General features: G+C 37.1%; 17 protein-coding genes. 7 read left to right on the top strand and 10 right to left on the bottom strand.

Annotated elements, in window-relative coordinates:
* The first annotated feature begins 10 nt into the window (after nt 1–10).
* The 5 genes from J8281_RS00545 (at nt 11) to J8281_RS00565 (ending at nt 8,557) form a co-directional block, all read left to right on the top strand.
* Nucleotides 11–1,291: a TIM barrel protein gene (locus J8281_RS00545; protein ID WP_210195637.1), complete on the top strand. Its 1,281-nt coding sequence runs from the start codon at nt 11–13 to the stop codon at nt 1,289–1,291.
* Nucleotides 1,292–1,297: 6 nt separating this feature from the next.
* On the top strand, nt 1,298–2,686 hold the full coding sequence (locus J8281_RS00550) for an FGGY-family carbohydrate kinase (RefSeq protein ID WP_210195638.1): 1,389 nt from the start codon (nt 1,298–1,300) through the stop codon (nt 2,684–2,686).
* A 12-nt stretch (nt 2,687–2,698) separates the two neighbouring features.
* Complete coding sequence (locus J8281_RS00555) at nt 2,699–3,859, top strand: alpha-hydroxy acid oxidase (RefSeq protein WP_210195639.1); 1,161 nt, start codon at nt 2,699–2,701, stop codon at nt 3,857–3,859.
* 5 nt (nt 3,860–3,864) lie between these two features.
* Nucleotides 3,865–5,271 (top strand): cytosine permease, encoded by a 1,407-nt coding sequence (locus tag J8281_RS00560; protein ID WP_210195640.1) that lies wholly within the window; start codon nt 3,865–3,867, stop codon nt 5,269–5,271.
* A 76-nt stretch (nt 5,272–5,347) separates the two neighbouring features.
* Nucleotides 5,348–8,557, top strand: a complete 3,210-nt coding sequence (locus J8281_RS00565) for a glycoside hydrolase family 2 TIM barrel-domain containing protein (RefSeq protein WP_210195641.1) — start codon at nt 5,348–5,350, stop codon at nt 8,555–8,557.
* A gap of 506 nt (nt 8,558–9,063) precedes the next feature.
* On the opposite strand, the gene J8281_RS00570 is transcribed toward J8281_RS00565, so the two are convergent.
* From J8281_RS00570 to J8281_RS00580, 3 genes are all read right to left on the bottom strand, one after another.
* Nucleotides 9,064–10,080, bottom strand: coding sequence for a hypothetical protein (locus tag J8281_RS00570; protein WP_210195642.1), 1,017 nt, complete (start codon nt 10,078–10,080; stop codon nt 9,064–9,066).
* Nucleotides 10,081–10,156: 76 nt separating this feature from the next.
* Complete coding sequence (locus J8281_RS00575) at nt 10,157–11,491, bottom strand: YHYH protein (protein ID WP_210195643.1); 1,335 nt, start codon at nt 11,489–11,491, stop codon at nt 10,157–10,159.
* 142 nt (nt 11,492–11,633) lie between these two features.
* Nucleotides 11,634–11,945 carry an EF-hand domain-containing protein gene (locus J8281_RS00580; protein ID WP_210195644.1) on the bottom strand — a complete coding sequence of 104 codons (312 nt, stop codon included), beginning with the start codon at nt 11,943–11,945 and terminating at the stop codon, nt 11,634–11,636.
* 188 nt (nt 11,946–12,133) lie between these two features.
* On the opposite strand from J8281_RS00580, the gene J8281_RS00585 reads away from it, so the two are divergent.
* Both J8281_RS00585 and J8281_RS00590 read left to right on the top strand, forming a co-directional pair.
* Nucleotides 12,134–13,156, top strand: coding sequence for a sensor histidine kinase (locus J8281_RS00585; protein WP_210195645.1), 1,023 nt, complete (start codon nt 12,134–12,136; stop codon nt 13,154–13,156).
* Nucleotides 13,143–13,820, top strand: a complete 678-nt coding sequence (locus tag J8281_RS00590) for a LytTR family DNA-binding domain-containing protein (protein ID WP_210195646.1) — start codon at nt 13,143–13,145, stop codon at nt 13,818–13,820. Before J8281_RS00585 ends, J8281_RS00590 begins: the two co-directional genes overlap by 14 nt.
* Nucleotides 13,821–13,917: 97 nt before the next feature.
* On the opposite strand, the gene J8281_RS00595 is transcribed toward J8281_RS00590, so the two are convergent.
* The 7 genes from J8281_RS00595 to J8281_RS00625 all read right to left on the bottom strand — a co-directional run bounded on the left by J8281_RS00595 (nt 13,918) and on the right by J8281_RS00625 (nt 26,185).
* Nucleotides 13,918–14,427: a hypothetical protein gene (locus tag J8281_RS00595; RefSeq protein WP_210195647.1), complete on the bottom strand. Its 510-nt coding sequence runs from the start codon at nt 14,425–14,427 to the stop codon at nt 13,918–13,920.
* 203 nt (nt 14,428–14,630) lie between these two features.
* On the bottom strand, nt 14,631–16,706 hold the full coding sequence (locus J8281_RS00600; RefSeq protein ID WP_210195648.1) for a glycoside hydrolase family 2 TIM barrel-domain containing protein: 2,076 nt from the start codon (nt 16,704–16,706) through the stop codon (nt 14,631–14,633).
* Nucleotides 16,707–16,724: 18 nt separating this feature from the next.
* Nucleotides 16,725–18,083 (bottom strand): sugar MFS transporter, encoded by a 1,359-nt coding sequence (locus tag J8281_RS00605; RefSeq protein ID WP_210195649.1) that lies wholly within the window; start codon nt 18,081–18,083, stop codon nt 16,725–16,727.
* Nucleotides 18,080–19,567, bottom strand: a complete 1,488-nt coding sequence (locus J8281_RS00610; protein WP_210195650.1) for a sulfatase — start codon at nt 19,565–19,567, stop codon at nt 18,080–18,082. Before J8281_RS00610 ends, J8281_RS00605 begins: the two co-directional genes overlap by 4 nt.
* Nucleotides 19,568–19,569: 2 nt before the next feature.
* The gene (locus J8281_RS00615) at nt 19,570–21,816 is read right to left on the bottom strand and encodes a GH92 family glycosyl hydrolase (RefSeq protein WP_210195651.1); all 2,247 of its coding nucleotides are present in this window, start codon (nt 21,814–21,816) and stop codon (nt 19,570–19,572) included.
* Complete coding sequence (locus tag J8281_RS00620) at nt 21,816–24,974, bottom strand: glycoside hydrolase family 2 TIM barrel-domain containing protein (protein WP_210195652.1); 3,159 nt, start codon at nt 24,972–24,974, stop codon at nt 21,816–21,818. Before J8281_RS00620 ends, J8281_RS00615 begins: the two co-directional genes overlap by 1 nt.
* A complete protein-coding gene (locus tag J8281_RS00625) occupies nt 24,971–26,185 on the bottom strand; it encodes a glycoside hydrolase family 27 protein (RefSeq protein WP_210195653.1) in 1,215 nt (404 codons plus the stop codon). Before J8281_RS00625 ends, J8281_RS00620 begins: the two co-directional genes overlap by 4 nt.
* Between the last annotated feature and the right edge of the window lie 12 nt (nt 26,186–26,197).

The raw sequence follows: 26,197 nt of genomic DNA on the forward strand, positions 1-26,197 counted from the left end.
AATATCTATAATGAAAATTGACAGACAACAAATAATCGATCTTAATAAAGGCTTAGCATTCAACCATACCGTGCAATTTGACTTCTTAGCAAATCAACTTCACCACAAAAGTATTGATTATCAAAACATTATTAAAAAGCTAAAAGCCTTTCAGGTTGCCATACCTAGTTGGGCACTTGGGGCAGGAGGCACACGATTTGGAAGATTCTCTTTTGGAGGTGAACCCACTACGCTAGAACAGAAGTTAGACGACATAGGTATACTGCATATGTTGACGAATACCGCTGGGGCTGTTTCACTGCATATCCCATGGGATATTCCTAGGGATTATGCTGCTATACAGGAAAAAGCCGCATCGCATAATATTGTTTTTGATGCTGTAAATTCTAATACGTTTCAGGACCAACCCAATGCCAATGAAAATTATAAATTTGGTTCTTTATCTACTGTAAATAAAGATATTAGAGAACGGGCGATACAACACAATATCGAGGTCATTGATATAGGTAAAAAATTAGGTTCAAAAAGTATTACGATTTGGTTGGCAGATGGGGCTAATTTTCCTGGACAAAACAATTTTCAAAGAGTGCTAAAACATACGCAAGACAGCCTTCAAAAGATATATCAAGCACTGCCAAATGATTGGAAATTATTTATAGAATACAAACCCTATGAACCCAATTTTTATAGTACGGTGATTCAGGATTGGGGTACTTCGTTAATGCTTGCAGAAAGTTGCGGAAATAGAGCCTTCACTCTTGTCGATCTCGGGCATCATTTACCAAATACCAATATTGAACAGATTGTAGCGACGTTATTGTACAAAGGCAAACTAGGCGGTTTTCATTTCAATGACAGTAAATACGGGGATGATGACTTAACGGTAGGTTCTATAAAACCCTATGCCCTATTCTTAATTTTTAATGAATTGGTCTACGGAATGAAAAATAATCCTCAAAACCCGGATCTTGCCTGGATGATTGATGCCAGCCATAACACCAAAGATCCTTTGGAAGATTTGATACAATCGTTAGAAGCTATTCTAATTGCTTATGCACAAGCACTATTGGTAGATCAGGATAGACTTAAAGAAGCACAAGAGGCGCAAGACGTAGTTGCTTGTCAAGAGATGTTGCAAGATGCCTATCGAACTGATGTTCGATCCTTAATACGAGAGTCCAGATCACAAGCGAATGCCGCCATTGACCCTTTGGCCGCATATCGAGCATTGAACGTAAGGAAAACCCTTGTTAAAGAGCGTGGAGAAAAATCAACTGCAACAGGATTATAAAAGCTCATGAAAAAGGTGACCGCAATTTTTGATATCGGAAAAACAAATAAAAAATTCTTCCTCTTTGATTCAGAGTATAAGGTGGTACACAAAGAATATGTCCAATTTGAAGAAATTAAAGATGAAGATGGTTTTCCTACTGAAAATTTGCCTGAACTTCAGCAATGGTTAAAAATGGTTTTTAACCGAATCCTTTCTGCAAAAAAGTATAATGTCAAAGCGATCAATTTCTCTACTTACGGAGCTAGTCTCGTACATCTAGACAAAAAAGGTAATATTTTAACGCATTTGTATAACTATTTAAAACCGCTTCCGGAAGAAATCAAAACATCATTCTATCAAGATCACGGGAATGCACAAACTATTGCCATCGAAACTGCATCTCCCCAAGCAGGTATGCTCAATTCGGGAATACAATTGTATTGGCTTAAACATACACGCCCCGGTCTGTTTTCGAATATCAAATACACGTTGCATTTTCCTCAATATATATCCTTTTTATTTACAGGTATTCCAGTAAGCGAATTTACAAGTATTGGATGTCATACAAGTCTTTGGAATTATAAGAAGCAAATGTACCATGATTGGGTTATTGATCAAGAAATAGATACAAAATTTCCTTTTATAGTGCCTACGCAAACCAGTTTCAATATAACGTACGCTAATAAAAAAATTAAAATTGGGATCGGTATTCATGATAGTTCTTCAGCATTAACACCTTATTTGTTGGGTGAAAAAAAAACCTTCGTACTAATATCTACCGGTACCTGGAGTATTACACTCAACCCTTTTAGCGACGAACCGCTCACAAAAGAAGATATTAATAATAATTGTCTCAATTATCTTCGAATAGATGGAAAAGCTGTACGAGCTACACGATTTTTTATGGGAAATGAATACAAAACCCAGATAGAAAAACTTTGCACGTATTTTAAAAAAGACTCGCTGCATCACAAGCGTATAAAATTTGATATCGGTCTATATTTGAAGTTAAAAGAATTGGATCTACAATGTTTTAGGTTCGAAGAAATGAATATTGATACGAGTACGGCTATTTCAACAATAGATTTATCAGTATTCTCATCTTTTGAGGAGGCATTTCATCAATTAATGATAGAGCTGGTACAAATTCAAGTAAAGACAACTCGCCTGGCTATTGGTAAAAGTAATATTAAGAAAATATATATTGATGGTGGTTTTATTGAAAATGAAGTTTTTGTAAAATTAATTGCGCTAAACTTCAAAGAATACAAAGTACGAACTACAAAATCTCCTCTGGGTTCTGCTCTTGGTGCTGCAATAATAATTTCTGATAAAAAATTGGATTCCAGGTTCTTGAAAGATCATTATCAAATAAAAAAATTAAAACCCCCTGTATTACAAACACTAGAATAGATTTTTAATACCATGAAGTGGCCATACAACACAAAATACCCGTCTGTTGACAATTTAAGAACGAAAGCAAAAAAGCGAATACCAAAATTTGCTTTTGAATACCTTGATGGTGGTTGTAATGAGGATGTAAATCTACATAGAAATCGGTCTGATATTCAGAAGGTAGAGCTAAGACCGCATTATCTTAGCACACATACAGGTTCAGATATGAAAACTGACCTTTTCGGCATTATATATGATGCTCCTTTTGGTATTGCTCCTGTTGGTTTACAAGGGTTAATGTGGCCAAATTCACCCGAAATCCTTGCACAAGCTGCTTTTGAACACAATATTCCGTTTATCCTGAGCACTGTTTCTACCAGTAGTATCGAACGTATTAGTGAAATTACAGAAGGTAAAGCCTGGTTTCAGCTGTATCATCCTACCGAAGATAAACTTAGAGATGATATCATTAATCGCGCAGCGGCGGCGAGTTGCCCTGTATTGGTATTATTATGTGACGTTCCGACCTTTGGATTTCGCCCCAGAGACATACGTAATGGTCTGGCAATGCCTCCAAAAATGTCCTTACGAAATATGTTGCAAATTCTTAGTAAACCAAATTGGGCATTGCAAACAGTATTGCACGGACAACCAAATTTTGAAACTTTAAAGCCTTATATGCCAAAGAATTTGGACTTGAGTGCCCTGGGACAGTTTATGAATCAAACCTTTAGTGGTCGTCTCAATAAAGAAAAAATTGCTCCGATACGAGATATGTGGAAAGGTAAAATAGTGCTAAAAGGAGTTGCTAGTGAAGCCGATACCGAAAAAGCTATCAAGCTTGGATTAGACGGTATTATTGTTTCAAATCATGGTGGCAGACAGCTGGATGCTGGCCAATCTACTATCAAGCCTTTATGCAGTATTGCTGAAAAGTATGGAGATAAAATTACCGTGATGATGGATAGTGGTCTTCGTTCAGGACCGGATATTGCTCGAGCCACGGCGTGTGGGGCAAAGTTTACGTTTATGGGTCGATCATTTATGTATGGTGCCGCAGCCTTAGGAAAAGCGGGAGGAGATCATACCATATCACTTATCAAAACTCAGTTACAACAAGTTATGGAACAACTATGTTGTGAAAAAACTTCAGATTTTCCTAATCATTTGATTAACGCCAACATAATGTAAGTTGTATGAGTCAATTCAATATAGAAGAAGAAATCGAAGAAATCGCCAGAGGAGAATTTGAAAGAGAACCTGTACCGCAGCGTAGCTGGAAAGGTTGGAAAAGTTTTCTTGGAATGTATGCCGGTGAACATGCCGCAGGGACCGAGTTTATGATAGGCCCTCTATTTCTTACGGCAGGAGTAAGTGCTTTTGACTTAATTGTAGGACTACTCATTGGTAATTTACTAGCAGTGCTAAGTTGGAGGTTTCTTACCGCAGAAATAGCCGTAAAAAATAGGCTTACCCTATATTATCATCTTGAAAAAATATGCGGAAAAAAACTTGTAACTACATATAATCTTGCCAACGGAGTATTGTTTTGCTTTTTGGCTGGTGCCATGATTACGGTTTCTGCAACTGCTGTTGGAGTCCCATTTGATATGGAAATGCCAAAACTTACGGATACGATGCCTAATGGTGCAACCTGGGTGATAATAGTAATTAGTATTGGTACAATCATATCATTAATAGCGGCCAAAGGTTATGATACAGTGTCCCAAGCTGCCAACTGGATGTCACCTATAATTGTGTTGGCATTTCTGGCTTGCGGAATTGTTGCCTTAAAACAATTGGGTGTAAAAAGCTTTGGTGATTTCTGGGACATTTGGGGAGAAGGTTCAAACCCCTTTCCTGGTCAGGAAAAATTTACTTTTTGGCACGTAGTACTATGGTCTTGGTTTTGTAATGCCGCTATGCATATTGGCATGTCTGATCTTACAGTATTTCGATTTGCTAAGTCATCTGCATCAGGCTGGACGACTGCAGCAGGGATGTACGTAGGGCACTATATGGCTTGGATTGCTGCGGCCTTATTATATGCAGTATACCTCAAAACTCCCGAAGCTCAAGCTTTATTAAGTAATGGCGAAGCTCCACCAGTGGCACCAGGTCCACTTGCCAATAATGCAATAGGTATATTTGGCATCATAGCCGTTATTCTTGCAGGATGGACTACGGCAAATCCTACCATTTATAGAGCTGGATTAGCTTTTCAGGCAATTATACCCAAAGTTTCCACTTTCTGGGTTACGATTATTACCGGTTCTATAGCTACTATTGCAGGTATTTTTCCGGCTTTTGCTATGAAATTACTTGGTTTTGTAGCTTTGTATGGTTTTATTCTTGCCCCAATAGGTGCTATTATCGTTTTTGAACATTTTTATGGAAAAAAAGCCGGAATTATTCCTTTTTATGCTGAAATCAAGAAAATTAACTTTAATCTATCAGTTTTGTTAGCATGGGGACTCAGTTTTGGTATCTTTTATTTTGTTTCAGAACAGTATGATGTCTTTTTATCCTTTGTGACACTACCAGCATGGATAAGTTCTGGGGTTTTGTATCTAATCTTTAGTAGATTTCTGCAAAAGTCCTAATACATAGTTACAGGTAAGCACAGGATAAGAAACCGCTGAACTAAAAATATTTTTAAGGTACTAAAATATTTGAACAATGTTCTGTAAATATACTATGCTTATTTCCCTACTCTTTTTGAGCTGTGAGAGTCGAAGTTTTCAGCAAAATAATTATAACTATTATGAAGATCCACTGGTAACAGGTATTAACCGATTGCCTATGCGGGCAACTTCAATTTCCTATGCATCCGAAAAAGATGCTATTGTTGCTGATCGTAAAGCTTCTAGTCAATATTTATCACTAAATGGTGACTGGAAATTCTCTTGGGCACCGATTCCAGAAAAAGCTCCGAAAGCTTTCTACGATACAAATTATGATGATACCAATTGGGATACAATTCCTGTACCCTCTAATTGGGAATTACATGGATATGGAATCGCAATTTATACAAATATTAGATATCCATTTTCACCTGTAAATCCACCATTTGTTCCAAAAGATGATAATCCCACAGGGAGCTACAGAACTACTTTTAAGATACCCAACGATTGGAAAGATATGCAAATCACGCTACAGCTTGGAGGAGTAAGCTCTGCTTTTTATATATGGATTAATGGTCAAAAAGTGGGCTATGGCCAGGATAGTATGTTACCTTCAGAATTTGATATATCGCCTTATCTGCAAGAGGGTGAAAATTTATTAGCAGTTCAAGTATATCGCTGGAGTGATGGTGTGTATCTCGAAGATCAGGATCATTGGCGTCTTAGCGGGATTTTTAGAGACGTTTTTATTACAGCTTCTCCTAAAATACAGTTGTATGATTTCTTTGTAAAAACAGATCTAGATAAAAACTATCGTGATGCACAACTACAAATTCGTGCAAAAATAAAACGATATAGCAACGAGAATATTGATAATTGGCAACTTGAAGCTCAGTTATTTGATGCACTAGGGAATAAAGTTCTTGAAAAACCTATATCTATATATATTAAAGACATTATTCACGAATACTACAACCAAAGAGGTAAACCAAAGTTTGCTATGCTCGAAGCTACTATTCAAAATCCTGAAAAATGGAGTGCAGAGCAACCTAATTTATATACCCTGGTTTTTTATATAAAAGATGACAAGGGTAAAGTGAAAGAATATCGAAGTACGAAAATTGGATTCAGAGAGATTGAAATAAAAGATGGCGAGCTTTTTATTAATGGTGTTTCTACCTTAATGTATGGTGTAAATCGACACGATCATGACCCAATTACAGGAAAAGTGGTTACCGAAGAATTGATGTTGAAAGATATCAAAACCATGAAACAATTTAATATCAATGCCGTGCGAACTTCGCATTATCCTAATGATTCGAGGTGGTACGAATTATGTGATGAATACGGAATTTATGTAATGAACGAGGCCAATCTCGAAACTCATCAACTTGGTGGTTATCTTAGCAATCGATCAGAATGGGCCGGTGCCCATTTAGAGAGAGCGACAAGAATGGTAGAGCGTGACAAAAACCATCCATCCATTATTTTTTGGTCTTTGGGAAATGAATCAGGTTCTGGGCCAAATCACCAAGCTATGTCCGGATGGATAAAGAATTATGATGATACAAGGTATGTGCATTACGAAGGAGCGCAAACGTTAAATTACGATGGCAAGAAATTTTTAAATGATCCCGATTATGTAGATATGATGAGCAGGATGTATATGCCTATTGAACCTATGGTAGAAATGGCAAATCTGAAAAATGACCCCAGGGCAGTCATCTGGTGTGAATATGCACATTCTATGGGTAATTCTACTGGAAACCTATTCAAGTTTTGGGATGCCATACGCGCTAACAAACGAATGATTGGCGGTTACATCTGGGATTGGGTAGACCAGGGACTATTACAAAAAAAAGATGACGGCACAACATATTATGCATACGGAGGAGATATGGGTGATACCAAAATTAATGACAAAAACTTCTGTCTTAACGGTATCGTAAATCCGGATCGAACCCCCCAACCCGCACTTTGGGAAGTAAAAAAAGTGTTTCAACCTATAGATTTTAACGAGGTTGATTTGACTAATGGTAAAGTAAAAATCATCAATCATCATCAATTTACCAATCTCGATATTTTTGAAGCTGTCTGGATACTTCAGGAAGATGGTATGACCATTCAGCAAGGAACTCTGGATGCTATTTATAGTATTCCTGAGGCATCAAAAATAATAACCATTCCTTTTGAAAAACCCGACCCAAAGCCTGGATCTGAATATTTCTTGAAAATAAGTTTTAGATTAAAAAAAGATACCCAATGGGCTTTAAAAGGACATGAAATTGCCTGGGAGCAATTCAAACTTCCGTTTCAAAAAATGTTACCTAGTTATTCGCCAAAATCTTCTCCATCAATTACCTTAAGTGAAGAGGGAACCAATGTGATCTTTTCTTCAAATGATTTTTCTGTAATTTTTAATAAACAAACCGGAGAATTGGTTGCTCATACTTTTAAAAACATACCTCTTATTACCGGAAACTTGACTCCTCAGTTCTGGAGGCCTGCTACCGATAACGATCGTGGCGGCGGAAGCATACAAAGATCTGGTATTTGGAAAAAAGCCGGAGAAAATAAAACGTTAACATCATTTAAATTTAATAAAAAAGAAAGTGGAGCATTTGAAGTAAAGACAAGTTATTTGGTAGCAAATGATAACGCCAGCATAAATCTCGACTACACTATTTTTGGAGATGGAATGATTCTGGTAAATAACCGATTCTACATTCAAGATAACAGCAATCTGCCCTACCTACCAAAATACGGAATGCAAATGCAAGTTTCTAAATCCTTGAATTCTTTGCAATGGTTAGGACGAGGACCTCATGAAAATTACACTGACCGAAAATTGGGAGCTGCTGTTGGGCTATATCAACAAACTGTAATTGAAGACTATCACCATTATATTAGACCACAAGAAAGCAGTAATAAAACAGATGTAAGATGGTGTTTGATTTCTAACAAAAATGGTACAGGGCTTTATATTAGTGGAGTTAGTTCGAATCTAAGTGTAAGTGCTTGGCCATATACTACTGAAGATATTAATAATGCTTCGCATACTTACGACCTTAAAACAAGAGATTTTATAACGCTCAATATTGATCACATACAAATGGGTGTAGGAGGCGACGATAGCTGGTCCAAAAATGCACTGCCGCACAAAGAGTTTAGAGTTCCTACTCAAAATTATGAATATAGCTATATCCTAAAGCCTGTAGATAGTATTGATGTATCAAGACGTTTCAAACTACCCGACAATAACTAAATTAGTTTACCTTGATTATACCAAGTTCATCAATTTAAAACATCGTTAAACCTGTTTTCAATTAAAAGTATGATAACCTACCTCTTCTTACAAATATAACTTTCAATTTTAGAATCCTTCTTCTTCTTCTTCGTCTATTTTTCGACGATCGTTTTTTCTTTCTTTTGATTGATACGGTATATAAAGGAAAGTGTTATTTTTCGCTCTCTTCATTGTAGTTCTGCTTCTGAAGTAAAAAAATCGGTTTCAGTAGATAGCAATCTTTTGATTTCTATGGTTTCATTTTACCCAAACATCAGATATAAGTTAAAAAATGATAGTATCAATAGGAAAACACCCTTTACATTTATAGTTTTCAAAACAATAATTACGTTTATTTCTTTAAAAGTTGAGCCTCAAACTTAGAAGAATATGATGTTAACAAAAGCTAATTTCAGTGAATGAAATTGGCTTTTCACCAGGTAGTATTCTCAATTCAGCTAAATTGTGATCAAGGATATTTTACTTTATTGTATTGTATAACTAACAATTACCTCGTTATCCAAAATAATATTGGTTGACCATATGAATTCTGCATCATTTTCTGGATCATCAAATATATCGGTAAAGTAGGTGTAAGAAGGTTTATTATGTACCACAATTGTTTCATTGGTATACGTAGTAGCGTCAGGCCAATCAGAGGTATCAAAACCTTCTTCCATCCAAGTATCAGGCAACTGCCAATGCAATGCAAAAAATGAAGTCCCATCGTTTTCGCTCGCTGTGTCACAATTTGATGAAATTCTTGTGGTTCCACTCTCTGAAACACAATTTAAATCTTTTATAGGTGACGTATAAAATGTTTGAGCTTTCCATTCACTACCTGTTGTAGCTATTGTGTTTCCTATATTATTCTTAAATACCGCAACCACACCCCCATCGCCTGCATAAAAATCGCTACCTTGATTATATTCTGAACCTAACCCTAAATTCTCTTCCCAATCTACTAACTTCATTGAAACCGTAAAGGGACGTGACACTCTAAACTTTACTATATGTGAGTTAAATTCGGTAAATGGAATAGCATCTTTACCTACAGGAACTCTATTTACGTAAAGTTCAAAATAATTATCTGCAAATATATATCCTGTAATAACTTCGCCGTCAGAATCTACCTCTACAATAGCATCATCGTCAAAAGCTGCCAGTGCTTCAGCGGCTGTTGTAAATTGAATTCCATCAGGATTGAACAAATCTGGCGCTAGCGGAAAAGAGCTATTAGTATAATTCACTTCTGCAGGTACGATCCAAACGGAGTTATCTGTTGCTGTGATAGTCCCAACTCCTGCTACACGTTGACCAGGAGGATATAGATTTTCTGTTACAGTAGTTGCCCGCCCTTGCGTTATAGAAGCAGTTCCAGAATATTCATCTATAGTAGTATTATCATCGTCTGAAGCTGTAGTATTATCACTACCACAACTCAAACATAGTAGGGTCACAAACCAAAAAATTATTAAATACATATATCTAAGTGTTTTCATTTCTATCTATTTTATACGTTTATTGAATTTTTTGAGATTGTACATACAATACATTTTACAGTACATAATTACCTAGTTACCGTTGGTAAGTCTCAATAGTTATATTGCCTTCGCTATCTACGTATTCATATGTGTACAATCCATTTTCGTCCCAACTATAATTTGTGTAGTAGGTATCGATTCCTATTTGGTATTCTAAAGAATAAGCATTGGTACCTGTTGAACTAAAGTTAGTAATTTCTGCCCCTGCTAGTGGCATTAATGCAGGCCTTACCTCTTGTGTCAGAGCTTGGGGTAAAATTTGATCTTCTGGAGCAGTACTGTTTGGATCGAGCGTAACTTGACCACGCATTCCTGCAATAAAATAAGGGAATGTATTTGTAGTATGATATTGGTATGAACCATCTTCGTTAAATTTACCTAAGTACTCATCTAATTCATCAGTTGTTTCTCCGTAGATCGGAAAACCATCCAGCGCATAGGCCAATGGCTGGTCTGAACCTATAATAGCTTCTAAATGAGTTGGGGGAATATGATAGTGGTAGTCATCTGCTCGACCGCAGTGGCCTCCCCAATTGTCTAATTCTCCAATCACGAATGCATCTTCTCCACGATTATTCAGAGGGTTAAAAACCGGAATCCCATTAACAGCTATAGCAATGGCACCTCGCATAAAATGCTCTGAAGACAACAGTGGTGTTTCTGCTAACACCGGCTGTAATGGAAATGCCCAACTGTTATCTTTGGTATAATTTTGATCTATAGGGACTTGTTGTTGCCAATTGGTGATCCCAGTCATCATTCCATGCTCTGGGATCCCGTTGGATTCGACATATAAATAGCTATCATCGGCAGTAGTAGTAACTCCAGAAAAATGACCAAAATATACTTCTAGTTGTGACACGTCATTTGCCGGGACTTGTGATGGTTCATCATCAGAACTATTCGAGGAATCATCACAAGCCAGCACTATCAAAATCGATAAAGTAAATATACCATTACCCAGTAATTGCTTTCTTTTTTTGAAAATAAAAAAGCAAATAATAGCCATTACAAGTACTATTATTAGAACTTTCTTTTTAGTCATTTCAAAAGGTTGCCAGGATTGTGCTTCGGGATCATTAGGATGGTGTGAGGCAAGATGATTAACTGCGTCGATATACGCTACTTTTTTTTGTATATGTTTCTGGTCAACATAAGAGAATGAAGCTATATCATAAGCTATAATTTGTCCTGATTTAGTCTCCAGAAACACTTTATCTTCTTTTGATATTAAGAAGGCAGCTTCAATAGTTTCATTGTTGATCCTCCATTGTTTAAGATTTTCATGTCCGTGCCCTCCTTTGTGAGCAAGAAGGCTAGAATTATAGAATAGAAAAAATACTAAAAGTGAAAATGAGAATGTTTTCATCTGTTTTTATTTTTGTTTTTTGTTTTTTAGTTGTCAGACCTGCCTGCCTAGCGGCTGGTAGGCGGGTGAAATTGCCATATAATCATATCAGTGGGTGTCATCCTAATAGTTATGGCTTATTTCATAGTAATAAAATTTATATTTATTGTCTCCTTCCCCGAGATGTTCGTCGGTTAGGCTTTGGTGCGTTTTCAACTTCTTCTACAGAAAGGAAACCATCACTATCTGTATCAATTTCGGCGAAGTTATTTTCTAAAGGTTCCTTAACTTCTGTTTCAGAGAGTCTACCGTCTTCATTGGCATCCATAGTTTCAAAAATCTGTTCTATACTTGGTGGCCTTTGATTTCTTTGATTTTTCGAATGCTGTGTTGCAGGGTCGTTTTGAGATTTACAAGATGTGATGACAGATGATAGCGTCATCATGACCAATAATTTCATAATATATCGTTTCATAATTACTGTTTTTAGTTATTCATATGACTATGAATTTCGTGAAAAGTGAAGAAAAAATATCTCATATTAAGCGAGTTACTAGAAGTTCTAAGTGAAAGAGAACCGTGTTTAAGCAAGTCAAATTTTAGCCAGTCGTTTTAGACCTATTTTGAACCAACCTCCTATTTATTTTTTCTTTTATTTGTGTTATGAAGAAAACAAAAAGAGCACTGATACAGATTATTTTATGGCTTTCTATATGGATCGTGATCATTTTGATTCAAGGAGGTACCTATTTCTTTATCATAGATAATATTGCTGCTTTTGGTATCCAAGTTTTACTAATTATTGCCTCGATATGGTATCTGGTACCAAAACTTCTTTTGCAAAAAAAATATGTGCTGTTCGCTATAGTATCACTGGGTATACTCTTAATAAGCACCTACATGAGTACGCATCTGGTTACAAGTGCTCCACTTCCGCCAAGAAGAATTACCCCTCAACTTATGGATAACCCCATACCTTCGCAACTATTTATTCATTTACTTATGATTAGTATTGCATTTGTGATAGCTACGTTATTGGAAATTTTTGGGTATGCCCAGAAAAAGGAAGAAGAAATGATTCGTAGTAAGAATGAAAATCTTCAGACAGAACTCAAATTACTTAAATCGCAAATCAATCCTCATTTTCTGTTTAATGCACTAAATAATATTTATGCGCTTTCAGTAATCAATTCTAATAAAACACAAAAAAGTATTATTCAATTATCTGATATGTTACGATATGTATTGTATGAATGTCAAAAACAATGGGTACCTTTAGAAGATGAAATTCTTTATATCAACAACTACATACAACTATTTTCTTTAAAAAGCAGCAAAAATTACCCTATAACGACTGATTTCAATATAGTAAAACAAGAAATTAGAGTAGCACCAATGTTGTTTATTCCTTTTGTAGAAAATGCATTAAAACATAGCAATATAGAAACAATCTCAGATGCTTTCATTCAGATCTCTTTGTATGCTGATATGAAACAAATTGAATTTAATATAGTCAATAGCATTCCTGAAAATACTTTTAATAAGGATAAGGTAGGTGGGATTGGAGTTGAAAACGTAATTAAAAGGTTATCTATACTCTATCCAAATTTACACAAATTAACAATTAATAAAACTGATCAAACCTATACAGCGCAATTAAATTTGAGAACCGATGAACACGATTAAATGTCTTATAGTTGATGATGAAGAACTCGCCAGAACACTCTTGAAAACTTATATTTCCAGACTAGATTTTTTAGAATTGGTTGGTGCTGCTGAAAATGTAACGGAAGCCATAAACATACTTCATGACTCAAAGATTGATCTCATTTTTTTAGATATTCAAATGCCTGATGTAAAAGGCACTGATTTTGCAAAAATGATCTCTTCGACATCCAAGATCATTTTCACAACAGCATATTCAGAATACGCACTGGATGGATTCGAACTGAATGCTTTAGATTACCTTCTCAAACCCATTGCTTTTGAACGGTTTTTGGTTGCTGTTAACAAAGCACAACACAGTATCGAAGTTCAAAATCCTGATTTCGATATTACTGTAAAATCAGGGTATGACCTCTATAAATTAAAAGTAGCCGATATTCTATATATCGAAGGTAGCAGTGAATATGTAACTTTTTATACCGCTGATAAAAAAATTATGAGTTATCAAACCCTCAAGTCTCTTGAAGAACTACTACCTCGACATAGTTTTATGCGCGTTCATCGTTCGTATATCGTTAATAAAAAAAGGGTAACTGCTTTAAAAGGGAAAGATTTGATTGTTGCTACTACTAAAATTCCTGTTAGCGCTACGTATTTTGAAATCGTAAAACAACAACTATTTTGACTCATATAAAATGTGATGTATAGACAATATCCAAATAAAAAAACCACAATCCTTTATAACAAAAGAGATTGTGGTTTCATTTTTTATACGCTGTAAACTATGCTTGATCTGCACCAGTTTCAGTACTCTTTTCCTGATCTTCTTTGATCATTTTTTCATCCTCGCTTTTAATTCGATCGTGTTCGGCCGCTATTTGTTGGTGTTCTTGCGCCATTTTTTCATGCTCGTTTTTGATAGATTCGTGCTCTGTTGTCATTTCTTCTAAAGTTATTTCTCCAGAAGCATGTTTCGATTCTAATTGTGCATGTTTTTCTATTAATTCCTTATGAGCCTCAATAAGCTCTTGGTGTTTAGCTAATAATGCCACATGATTTTGTTCTGTAACTAGATGAATAGAATCATTTTCGATGGCTTTATGAGCATTAACCATATCTTGATGATCATCTTTCATGGCTTTATGTTCTGCCTCCATTTTACTGTGAGACTCTTCCATCTCAGCATGTTCTGCTACCATCGCCTTGTGCTCTGGTGACTCTGCAGGATTTTGTTTACATGAGGTAAAGAAAATAACCACCGAGATTAATGTTAATTTACAAAGTGTTTTCATGATTTGTGATTTAGTATTTATAAATTCAAATATATAAAACTCTTTTTTTATTAAATTATTCTTTGAAATGCTGTATAATTATATAAAGATGCTACCATCTATACAAGTTTCAATACAATAGAAAACGAAAAATCAGCACAAACCCTTACTTACACATTACTTTTGATGAGCTAAGCTGTACATAATTAACTTTAATACTCTCCCTAGAGGTCCAAATAATAAAAATGAGTCTCGTCTATAAGAATTTCAGTGTTTTTTGAGGAAATTTCACGAACCTTTATGACATTACTTCCTTGTTTTAATGCAATTTTTGGCCATAAACAGATCCCCATTTCTGGTTTTTGGGATCCTAAAGAGATATCGTTTACTAGTAATTCTATTTCTTTCAGATTGGTATATACTTTTATCCTCGTAGTAGGTTTTTGTCGTTCTTTCCATCTTTTTTCAGCAATATGAAGAACAGGTATCGAACTCCAATTTGCTTTATAAAAGTAAAAGGCATCTTTTTTAGTTTTTCGATCAAATGTTACTAATCCTTTGTCATTCATACCTTGATGATCTCCTTCATTGCGCATAGAAGAGGCAAAATCGAACATATTCCAAATCATTTTTCCCCAGATAAAAGGTCTTTTTTTGAGCGCTTTCCAGTTCTCTTCGTGAAAATAGGCCTGCCAGGATTCTGGATGCCATTTTCCTCCGGGTTCTGGAGGTGTTAATTTTTGTTGATGATGATAAATACTTGCCCCAGCCCCATACTCACTAACTCCCAAGGCCCTTTTAGGAAATTTTTTATGCATCTCATCAGCCCAGACGCCCATTTCAGATGGTTCTTCGCCATACCAACCATAATATTTGTTCCACGCAATTACATCGGTCACATTATTCAACGCGCTACTATCTATATTAGACGCGGCTACTGTTAATCGGGTGGCGTCTTCTTCTTTTGCAAGTTTTTGTAATTTTTTTATGTACGGTAGCGGATTTGCATCTTCATCTTTTAATTCATTAAATAACCCCCAAAAGAAAACTGAGGGATGATTGTAATTCTGCCGAATCAATTCTTTGAGTTGTTGCTCACCGTTATCATGCAGCGCTTTACTATTATAATACCCTTTTTTCAAGAATCCCCCCAAACCAACTAGCGGAATTTCGGCCCAAACCACCAATCCGTTTTTATCGGCATATTCAAAAATAGGCTCGGCATGTTGATAATGGGATAAACGCAGCATGTTAGATCCCATTTCCATAATCAAATCCATGTCCTGTTGGTGATCGGCGAGCGTTAAGGCGTTTCCTTTTCCGGCTTTGTCCTGATGCCTGTTAACCCCATAAAGATCCAGATATTCCCCATTCAAAAAGAACCCTTTTTCCGGATCGATTTTGAAGAATCGCAGGCCCAAAGGTTCAGTAACCTGGTCTATTAAGACTCCATTTTGAATAATTGATGTTTCAACGGTATAGAGATATGGATCTTTTCGACCCTTCCACAAATGCGGATCATCTAGAACCAATTCCTTAACAACAGAAGTAGTCTGAGCCGAAGGTATAGTTGGTGTTGCCTCCTTTGTTACAACTACCTTTCCGTCCTGATCCAGAATACGAGTTGTTACTTTTACTTTACTCTTTTTTGCCGTAGGGTTTGAAATTTTGGTTTCGAGCTCAACAACAGCTTTGTCTTTTGACACTTGTTTGGGAGTAATATACACTCCTGATGAAGCATAGTCTAACGGAGTTATACAGACTTTATTCGTGATCAACAATGAAACTGGTCGATAAATACCCCCATATTTCATAAAATCACCTCCTAGTGGTAAGGCATCTATTCGATAAGCATTACTTACTTTGACCAAAATTGTATTTTCTTCGCCAAAAGCAACATAATCGGTAATTTCAAAATTAAATTTGGCATAGCCACCTATATGTTCTCCTACATAATGTCCATTAATAAAGACCCAAGCTGTTGTTGCTACACCTTCAAACTCTAAAAAAAGACGTTTTGATGTATATGATTCACTTATTTGTAGCTTTCTTGTATAGCTTCCGTCGCCTCGATAATAATCCTTCTTTCCACTATCGGCATCATCTGCATTCCAGGTATGGGGTAAAGTAACCGGTTGTGCATTAGACTTTCGTTTGTTATAGCCATACATAAATTCCCATCCGGTATTTAAAGGAATTTCAACTCGTACAGCATCGCCGGCTGACTGTGAAGAGCTACTCAAACTTAACAGTAAGAGAAATACTATTGCTATAAGCTTTTTGTTATATACGATTAGCATGTTCTGGAAATTTAATTGTCAAAATTTTTTCTTAGTACTACCTACCCAGCCATAAAACAAGATATACACATAACACAATAACGGAATGATAAATGAAATTTGTACTCCAAAAACATCTGCAATCCCCCCTTGAAAAACCGGAATTAATGCACCTCCCAAAATTGCCATCACCAGTAAAGAAGATCCCTGACTTGTATACTTACCTAATCCTGAAATGGCTAGTGTAAAAATATTCGGCCACATGATCGAATTAAAAAGTCCGACCCCAATAAGAAGCCACATTGCTAAACGGCCTGATGAAAACATGGTACCCATAATTAAAAATATACATAGTAAGGCGAAAATTCCTAATGTTCTTCCTGCGTAAGACTTGCCTAATATAAACGCTATAAAGTTTAGTACCATGAGACCTAAATAAGGAAGGGTAGTTTGAAAAGTAAAGCCCGAAATACTGAAAATAAGTACATACGATAAGGCAGAAAGCAACATCATGGTGAGGTACTTTTTAGTCGGGTTCATAGCACTCATCGATAAAGCACCCGAAAAACGACCAATCATAGCTCCCCCCCAATAAAAAGCAAGGTACTTGGTGGCTAATGCTTCATCTGCGCCTATAATTTCTTCTAAACCAATAAAGTTGATCAAAAAACTACCGATAGCTACCTCTCCTCCTACATAAACAAAAATAGCCAAAATGCCATACGTCAAATTTGAATGTTGTAAAGCTCCTGCCTTTCTTTCGACAAGGTCGTTATTGGTAAATTGAGGTAATTTAATCTTAGAAATCAATAAAGCTACCAAAATGAAGAGTATACCAAAAATTAAATACGGAGTTTTGATAGCCGCTGCACCCGAAGTATTATCAAAGAAAAACTCAAAAATTAAATAGCCACCTAATACTGGGGCGATCGTAGTTCCCAAAGAGTTGAAGGCCTGAACGAGATTAAGTCTAGACGATGCCGATGCCTCGTCACCCAGAATGGATACATAAGGATTAGCCGATATTTGCAATAAGGTAAAACCCAGTCCCAACACAAAAAGTGCTGATAAAAAGAATGTGTACGAAACAAATTGTGCTGCAGGATAAAATAAAAAACAGCCTATGGCAGCAATACCTAATCCTATCACCATACCACTTTTGTACCCGATTTTATTAATAGGATCCCCAAATTTTATAGAATAGAGGAAATATAACAGCGAACCTATAAAATAAGCACCAAAAAATGCAAACTGAACGAGCATGGCTTGCCAATATTCTAAATCAAAAACAGCTTTTAGATACGGAATTAAAATATCATTCATGCATGTTAAAAACCCCCACATAAAAAACAACAGTGTTAACGTGATTAGTGGTGTCGTATGTTTTGTTTTGCTCATAAACTGGTTTTTAAAGTCTTAACTAAAGGATCTTCTATAGCTTTCATTTGTTGTAATAAACGATCTTCTAATTCTTTGATGATTTTTTTATGACCAGGTACATTGTATATATTTGTTGTTTCTAAAGGATCATCTTTCAAATTAAATAACTCGTGGCGATCAGTATTTAAATAATCCATCACCAATTTCCATTCTGAAGTTCGCAACATACGCATGTGGGTCATGGATTGATGGTGCGTAGAATACTCACCGTATACAGTATCATTCCAAACAGGCATTTCTTTTTCTTGAAGTAACGGAAGCAAATTACGCCCACGAATGGTTATAGAATCATGTATTAGATTATTGGTCATTTGTAATAAGGTAGGATACCAATCCAGGATGGTTGCTGTGTTGGATATTTTTATATTTTTCTTCACTACACCGGGCCATTTAACGATAGCAGGTACTTTTAAGGAATTGTCATACATATTAGGGCGCTGACCTTTCGGAATATTCTCAGTGGCTACCGGGTTCTCTTTCAATATCCAATGCCCGTTACCTTTGTGCCAGATGCCATTATGCCCTATATTATAACCGTGGTCTGAAGTAAAGATTACTATGGTATGCTGCTCAATCTTCGTATCTGCTAGTGTTTTCAAGATTCGATTAAGATTGCGATCCAGGCCTGCAATGGCACCGTAATACTCTCGTGTTCGTCGTATGACCTCCAGGCTATCCAACTTAGGATATTCGGGTTGTGGTAATTTGATTGCCAATTCTTTGTATTTTGCCCAATCTTCTTCACAAAGAGGTAACCACGGGGCATGAGGTGCACGATAATTCAGCGATAAAAAAAACGGTTTTTTCCGGTCTTTTCTAGTTAAATATTTAATGGCTTCATCAGTAAGGATATCTGTCGTCAAACCCGAAAATATACTGTCTTTCCCTTTAATTTCTAAGGTTGGGTTTGCTACCTTGTTCCCTCCGGCCAAAAAACCTGTGAACATATCAAACCCCTGATTTGTAGGATGATACTCTGCATTTTTACCCAAATGCCACTTACCGATTAAAGCAGTTTCATAACCTGATTGTTGAATAATTTCAGCCCAGGTAGTGTACTTTGACGGTAGCCCCAAATCGGGTTCTGTTCCTTTTAGAGTAGCGTCCCAATAGTGATTAATCCAATCGGTGATTCCGACTTCAGATCCATATCTACTGGTCATTAAACTGGCTCTTGCCGGACTACATACCGGTGTGGGAACAAAAAAATTAGAAAACCGTGCCCCTTCAGAAGCGAGCCGATCCAGAGTAGGTGTTTTCAACTGTGTGTTTCCGGAATGACCAGTTCCCCAATAGGCCAGATCATCGGTTAAAATGAAGATAATATTAGGCCGACGTAGTGTTTCTTCGGAATTTTTTGATTCTGAATATGTACAACTTGAAAATAGGTTTACCACCAAGAATAAAACGACAATATTGAAAGAAAAAAAATAAAACCTCATTGCTAATTCGTTTTGATATTAGACATTGAAGGTGGCATTTTGCTATTTCCCCAGGTACTGGGGGTACTTCCCATCGTAAAGATAATTTTTGCTCCGTTGCTGATATCCTGATGTCGAAACCATGCTTGATCCCACGACTTACCATTAATGGTCATTGCATTCACATATATGTTGTTTTTTGATGCATTTTGGACTTCGATAGTAATAACCTTACCTTCACCTATGTCAATAGTTGCCGATTTTACTAAAGGGCTGCTGACCAGATACACATCCTGACCCGCCACGGGATAAAATCCTAATGCATGAAAAATATACCAACTCGACATCGCACCAGAATCATCATTACCAGGCAGACCATCTCGGGTAATTTTGAAATTGCCTGTAGTAATGGCATTAATTCGTTTGGCTGATTGTGCATATTCCCCCACATAGGTATACCATATTGGGGTTAAAAAATCAGGTTCGTTACCAACATCATAAAGACCCTCAGCAAAAAAAGTATCCAGACGCTTTATAAAACGATCTTTCCCTCCTATTTTTTGAATTAGTGCTTTTACATCATGAGGAACATAGAAAGAATAATTCCATGAACGGCCTTCATAAAACTTAACGGGCCAATAGCCATATTCCATAAAATCATAATTTGGCAACCAATCCCCATTCGATAATCTGGGATAGATGAAACCAGTTGTGTTTCTGTCTTTATAATCGTCTCGCCACAAATTCTTCCAATTGTTGGATTTTTTAAAGTATTGTTGCGCAATTTTATCTTTGCCTAATCCTTTGGCCAGCGTTGCAATGGCATAATCGCAATTGGCATATTCTACCGTTCGAGAACAAGAGCGTTCAAAATCTGTTGAAACATATCCTACTGTATTGTAATCATGTAGTCCCCCTCGTCCTTCTTGTTGTTCATTGCCTCCCGGCGGAATCTCGGCATTTTTCAACATAGCTTCGAGAGCGGTCTGATAATCGATATCTTCAATGTTTTTTAAGTAAGCTTCAGCAAACAAAATATCACAATTGCTTCCCCCCTGGGTTCTTCCGTTGGCATTTCCACTTCGCGCATCGGGCATATAGCCTTCATACGTATAGATATCCAGCAACGATTGTAACATTTCTACGTGTTTTTTCTTATTGATAAGAAGTAAAAGTGGGTTTGTTGTTCGAAATGTATCCCAAATGGCATAGTAATCATCGTAATAGGGTTGGTCAGATTTCCAAAGCGGGTTTTCACCCGTTCGGTCAACAGGCATTAACATAGAGTGATACAAACCTGTATAGAATATGGTTTTAAGTTCATCACTTCCTTCAATACCAATTGTAGTAAGCTCTTTATTCCAAAGGCTTGTAGCAGCTTCTCTTGTCATTTTGAAATCCCAATGCATGATTTCTTTTTCAATATTAGCTTTCGCCTTTTTAGCACTCACAAAAGAGATCCCGACTTTTACTTGCAGTTGCTTATTTTTTAGATTCTCATACGATAAATAGGCTCCGGTTTTATGACCACTATCAACTTCAACAGTACTACCCGGTTTTTTTGTATTCTCTTTCCATGTTCCGAAAGATGATGCCGGTTGATCGGTTTTGGCATAAAAGTATAAGGTATATGCTTCACCGTAGTTCCATCCTCCACGTATTCGCGTATATCCTTCAACCTCAGTTGGAGAAAGGATGGCGATCTCTGATCCTACTAACTGTTGTGCTTCACCAAAAGGACCGTGCCCATATTCTGATCCGGTCTTTAAAAAATGACCTGCGTCTATAACAATATGCGCTTTATCATCTTTAAAGGTGTATTGATGAAACCCTGAACGATGCGTTGCTGTTACTGCTGCACTAACTCTATTTTTTATGAGATCTACCGAAAAATATCCGGGTGAATTTTGTTCGTTTTCCCAATCGGAAGTATAATTGTCTAAGTCTAGTTCCCCAGAAACCGGCATAATCGAGGTAGTTCCATATTTGGCCCCGCCACCGGTTCCACTTACATGCGTATGACTGAAACCTTCAATATTGCTATCTGATCGATACCCAGAATTTGAATGCCCTACCATATCTGGCCCCAGTTTGACCATTCCAAAGGGTAAGCAGGCCCCTACAAAGACGTGCCCTCCACCTTCAGAACCGATAAAAGGATCAACATGAACGGTTTTATTCTGAGCATATGTAGAAAATACAGCTCCTAAAGTGACTAGAAAACACACTAGGCCATTTATTCTTATTGTAATGAAACATAAATTTGTCATTATTTGTTTTGAGGTTTTAATGGTTTGATACTGAATGTAAATGAAGTAGGTTTCGGAGTGACCCAATATTTGGGTAAGGCAGCAGGGCCGCAACTACTGTTCCCAAGCCCTAGTTGAGAATGATCCAGATAAATTACATTTACCTCGCGTGGCACCAACTCATGCGGATGATTAGCCTTCACCAAATCTTCGGGTTTGTAAGGAATCGCTGTAAAGGCTATTTTATCTTCAGCTTTAATTTCGATTCCGCCTCGGGTTCCTGTTAAACGAGCCCAACGCACATCTTCTTTATTTCCTGTTTCCTGAGGCTTGAGATAAGGTATGAATTGTTGAGATACCGTACTGGAATACACGCCCATATGCGCACTATATTTTCTATCGGCATAATTTTCATGAGGGCCCCGACCGTACCATTGTAACTTTTCTAACGATTTGGCAGTAGTCATAATCACGCCAATTCTAGGTAATACTTCTAATCGTGTGTCTGTTAGTACCTGATTATGAATCCTAACTTCACCATTCGTATAAACGTCATATCTGGTTTTGTGAGTTACTTTTATACTATCGGCTACATAATCGATGCTAGAAGTTACCCGTAGGTTATGTTCTTGTTTTTCGAACGAAAAATCCCGTAACTTTTGTTGCAAACTATCCAACCCTCGAAGGCTCCATTGATCAACCTGATCCCAGGTCTGAAAAAAATTACGATCATTATCGGTAGGAGCGCGATACAAATTTAGTTTGGGTCCGTGATGTTTGTCTTTTTTGATAACCTCCAGATTTCCATACGTCATCGAAGTTAGTAATCCCGAAGTTTTATCAAACGTTAGAGCTATGTTCTCATTTTTGATCTGTAGTTGAGTGCTAGTATCAATTATATCGAAATTTGCTTTGGACAGGATATTCGAGAACTGAGCTTTACCCGTATTCACTATAAATTGCGCTCTTGCAACATTGTGCCCCTTTTGCGCCCAAGGTGTATTTTCTTTATGTTTAAAATATACATCGAAATGATAATCATTTGCTTTATCTATATTGAATCTTGGTATGTTCACCGCAGTAGTTTTACCCGGAGCTAAATCAATAGGTTCTAAAGAGCCTTCTGTTATTACAACTCCATTTTCGAGCACCTTGTAAGAGACATCAAATTCATTCAGGTTTGTAAAATGGTAGTTATTCGTAATCTGTATCGTTCCGTTTTTAATAGTACTTCCTTCAAAATCGATATATTGATATACTTTTTGTACTTCGTAGGATTTAGGAAAAAACGCCCGATCGGGTCCTACGATACCATTTAGGCAAAAATTCTTATCATTAGGTTGATCACCAAAATCACCACCATAAGCGTAAAAAGTCGTGCCGGCTTTTGTGGTTTTTTTAAGCCCCTGATCGGCCCAATCCCAAATAAATCCTCCCTGTAATTTTGGATAGTGCGCAATGGTATCCCAGTACTCTTTTAAATTTCCTATTGCATTTCCCATAGCATGTGCATATTCGCACATTACATAGGGGCGTGTATCTTTTCCTTTCGCATAGTCCACCAAATCCTGTATACTTGGATACATAGGACTTACAATATCGGTTACTGGATTATCTTCTTTCCATTTATCGAGGTATTGTACCAGTCTTGTGGTATCTACGTTGCGGGCATACGATGCCATTTCTGCATAATTTGGACCATAGCCTGCTTCATTACCCAACGACCAGCTAAAAATACTAGGGTGATTTTTATCGCGCTCTACCATATTCGCCATACGTTCTACGCAGGCTTGTTTCCATTCTGGCAGATTGTGTGCAAAAGTAAAAAAATGTCCTGCCGACTCGAGATTCGCTTCGTCTACGACATACAATCCGTATTCATCACACAATTTATAGAACTCAGGATGATTCGGATAGTGACTTGTTCTAACGGCATTGATGTTGAGTTGTTTCATTAACAATACGTCTCGTTTCATAGATGCATGCGACACCGTTCTACCGTGTTCGGGATCAAAATCATGTCGATTTACACCTTTGAATACTACCGGCTGGCCATTAATGAGTATTGCTCCATTTTTACTTTCTACCTCTCGAAAACCAAACCTTGCAGGAATTACTTCCAGAACAGTATCTAAACTATCTTTTAATGTAAGTACAAGTTGATATAAATGAGGCTTTTCTGCTGACCATTTTTTTGGGTGCAGTACCTTGGTCTTCATGTTAAAAATAGCTTCGGGGCCGTCGGGTTGATACCAATCAAATCGTCTATCCTGAAGGGCGCTACGCAACGTTACCGTGTCTCCTACGGATTGGCCGTTGGTATCATATAATTGTGCTTCTACCTGGTACCCGTGAGTTTTGGAACCCGAATAATTACGAACATTCGCTTTTACGTGTAATGTCGCGTGGGTATACTCCTTATCGAGATCTGTTTGTATAAAAAAATCACGAATATGCACGTTGGGTGTCGAAAAAAGATAGACATCTCGAAAAATACCACTAAGCCTCCAAAAATCCTGATCTTCCAAGTAGCTACCATCTGACCATTGAAATACTTCTACCGCCAGATCATTTTCACCATCTTGCAAATAGGGTGTGATATTAAATTCGGCTGCGGTCATACTATCTTCGCTGTAACCAACCTTTTGACCGTTTACCCAAATGTAGAAAGCGCTTTGTACGCCTTCAAAATGAATAAAAGTTTGCCTGTCTTTCCAGCTTTGGTCATAAGTGAAAGTGGTTTTATATGAGCCTACCGGATTAAAATCTTCGGGAACTTGTGGAGGTTGAAGGGTGTCTTTTTGTAGAAATCGAAAAGGAAATCCGTTATTAAAATACATCGGGATCCCGTAGCCTTTTAATTGCCAATTGCTTGGCACCTCGATATCATCCCAATGCGTTGTAGCATATGCTACCTTAAAAAAATCCATAGGTCGATCTGCAGGCTTTTCTGAGTAGTGAAACTTCCAGATACCATTCAATGATTTTTGATAGGGTTTTTCATCCTGCAACGCATCATCGACCGAAGCATAAATTTGCATAGTCGCATGCGGAGCTTCTTTATGTATCTGAGTAATCTGCGGATTCTTCCACTCGGTTCTCGTTTCTATCTGCTCTTGCCTTCCGCAGGAAAAAATAATAAGTACGACTCCTAAAAACACTAAATTTCTTACCCTCATTTCTTGACGCTCATTTTTATTAATAATACATCATGACCAGGAATAGTTGCCTTCAAGGGTGTTTTTGAGGTGCCGAGATGTTGTTTTTTCCAGACATCATAAATATGGTATGTGGCGTCGAAAGTGTATTTTTTCCACCCCTTATCAGGATCAAAAACTTTACCCCACTGGTTGAAATCAAAATTGAGAGTTTTCTCCTTTTCGTTTCTATTCAAAAAACAAACCGCATATTCTTCATTCTGAAGGGGTTTAAACCAGATTTCCAAATCCCCATAATCGAGCCATTTAATTGCCTGTATACCCAAGAGATCCTGATCAATCGCAATGACTTCTTTATCGATTAATATTTTTTTAATTTCTGGTGACATATCGATAATATCATTACCGGCAATTAAGGGAGCCGATAACATGCACCATAAGCTAAAATGAGCCCTAGACTCTGCAATTGTCAAACCTGGGTTACCTACTTCCAGCATATCAGGATCATTCCAGGCATTTGGACCTGCATATTTTCTTAACACTGCCTGCTGATCTAATATTTGCATTACGCCCTGGCTGCTTGTATTAAGATCGCAATTAAAACAATCTTTGATATCATGCCCTGTACGCCACATATGGCCAACTTCTGGAGCCCAAAGCCAGGGATCATTTTCTCCCCATTCACAAATACTAAATAGTATAGGGCGACCCGCTTTATACAACGCATCTCGCATTAGGGTATACGATGCTTTAGCATCTTGAGTGCTATGATGGCACCAATCATATTTCAAAAAATCAACGCCCCAAGAGGCATACGTGCGTGCGTCCTGAAATTCGTAACCTCTACTGCCCGGCAGACCTTTACACGTTTTGGTTCCCGCATCAGAATACAACCCAAATTTTAGACCTTTACTGTGGATATAATCAGCAAGTGCTTTCATCCCAGAGGGAAATTTATCAGGGTCCGGAATAATATTTCCATTTTTGTCCCGACCTACCTGCCAGCAATCATCGATCACGATATATTCGTAACCTACAGCCTTCATACCATTGCTACTCATGGCATCGGCGACCTTTTTAATCAGCTCCTCATTAAAATCACATTTAAAATAATTCCAGCTATTCCATCCCATAGGCGGTGTGGGAGCGAGATTTTCAAATTTTTGAGCTTGTACTGCCAGGGAAACCAATAACAGGTTAAAGATCCAAAGGCCATAAATTGCTATTTTCATTACTAAGGTGTT

The organism is Aquimarina sp. U1-2 (assembly GCF_017897595.1).
GTDB lineage: Bacteria > Bacteroidota > Bacteroidia > Flavobacteriales > Flavobacteriaceae > Aquimarina.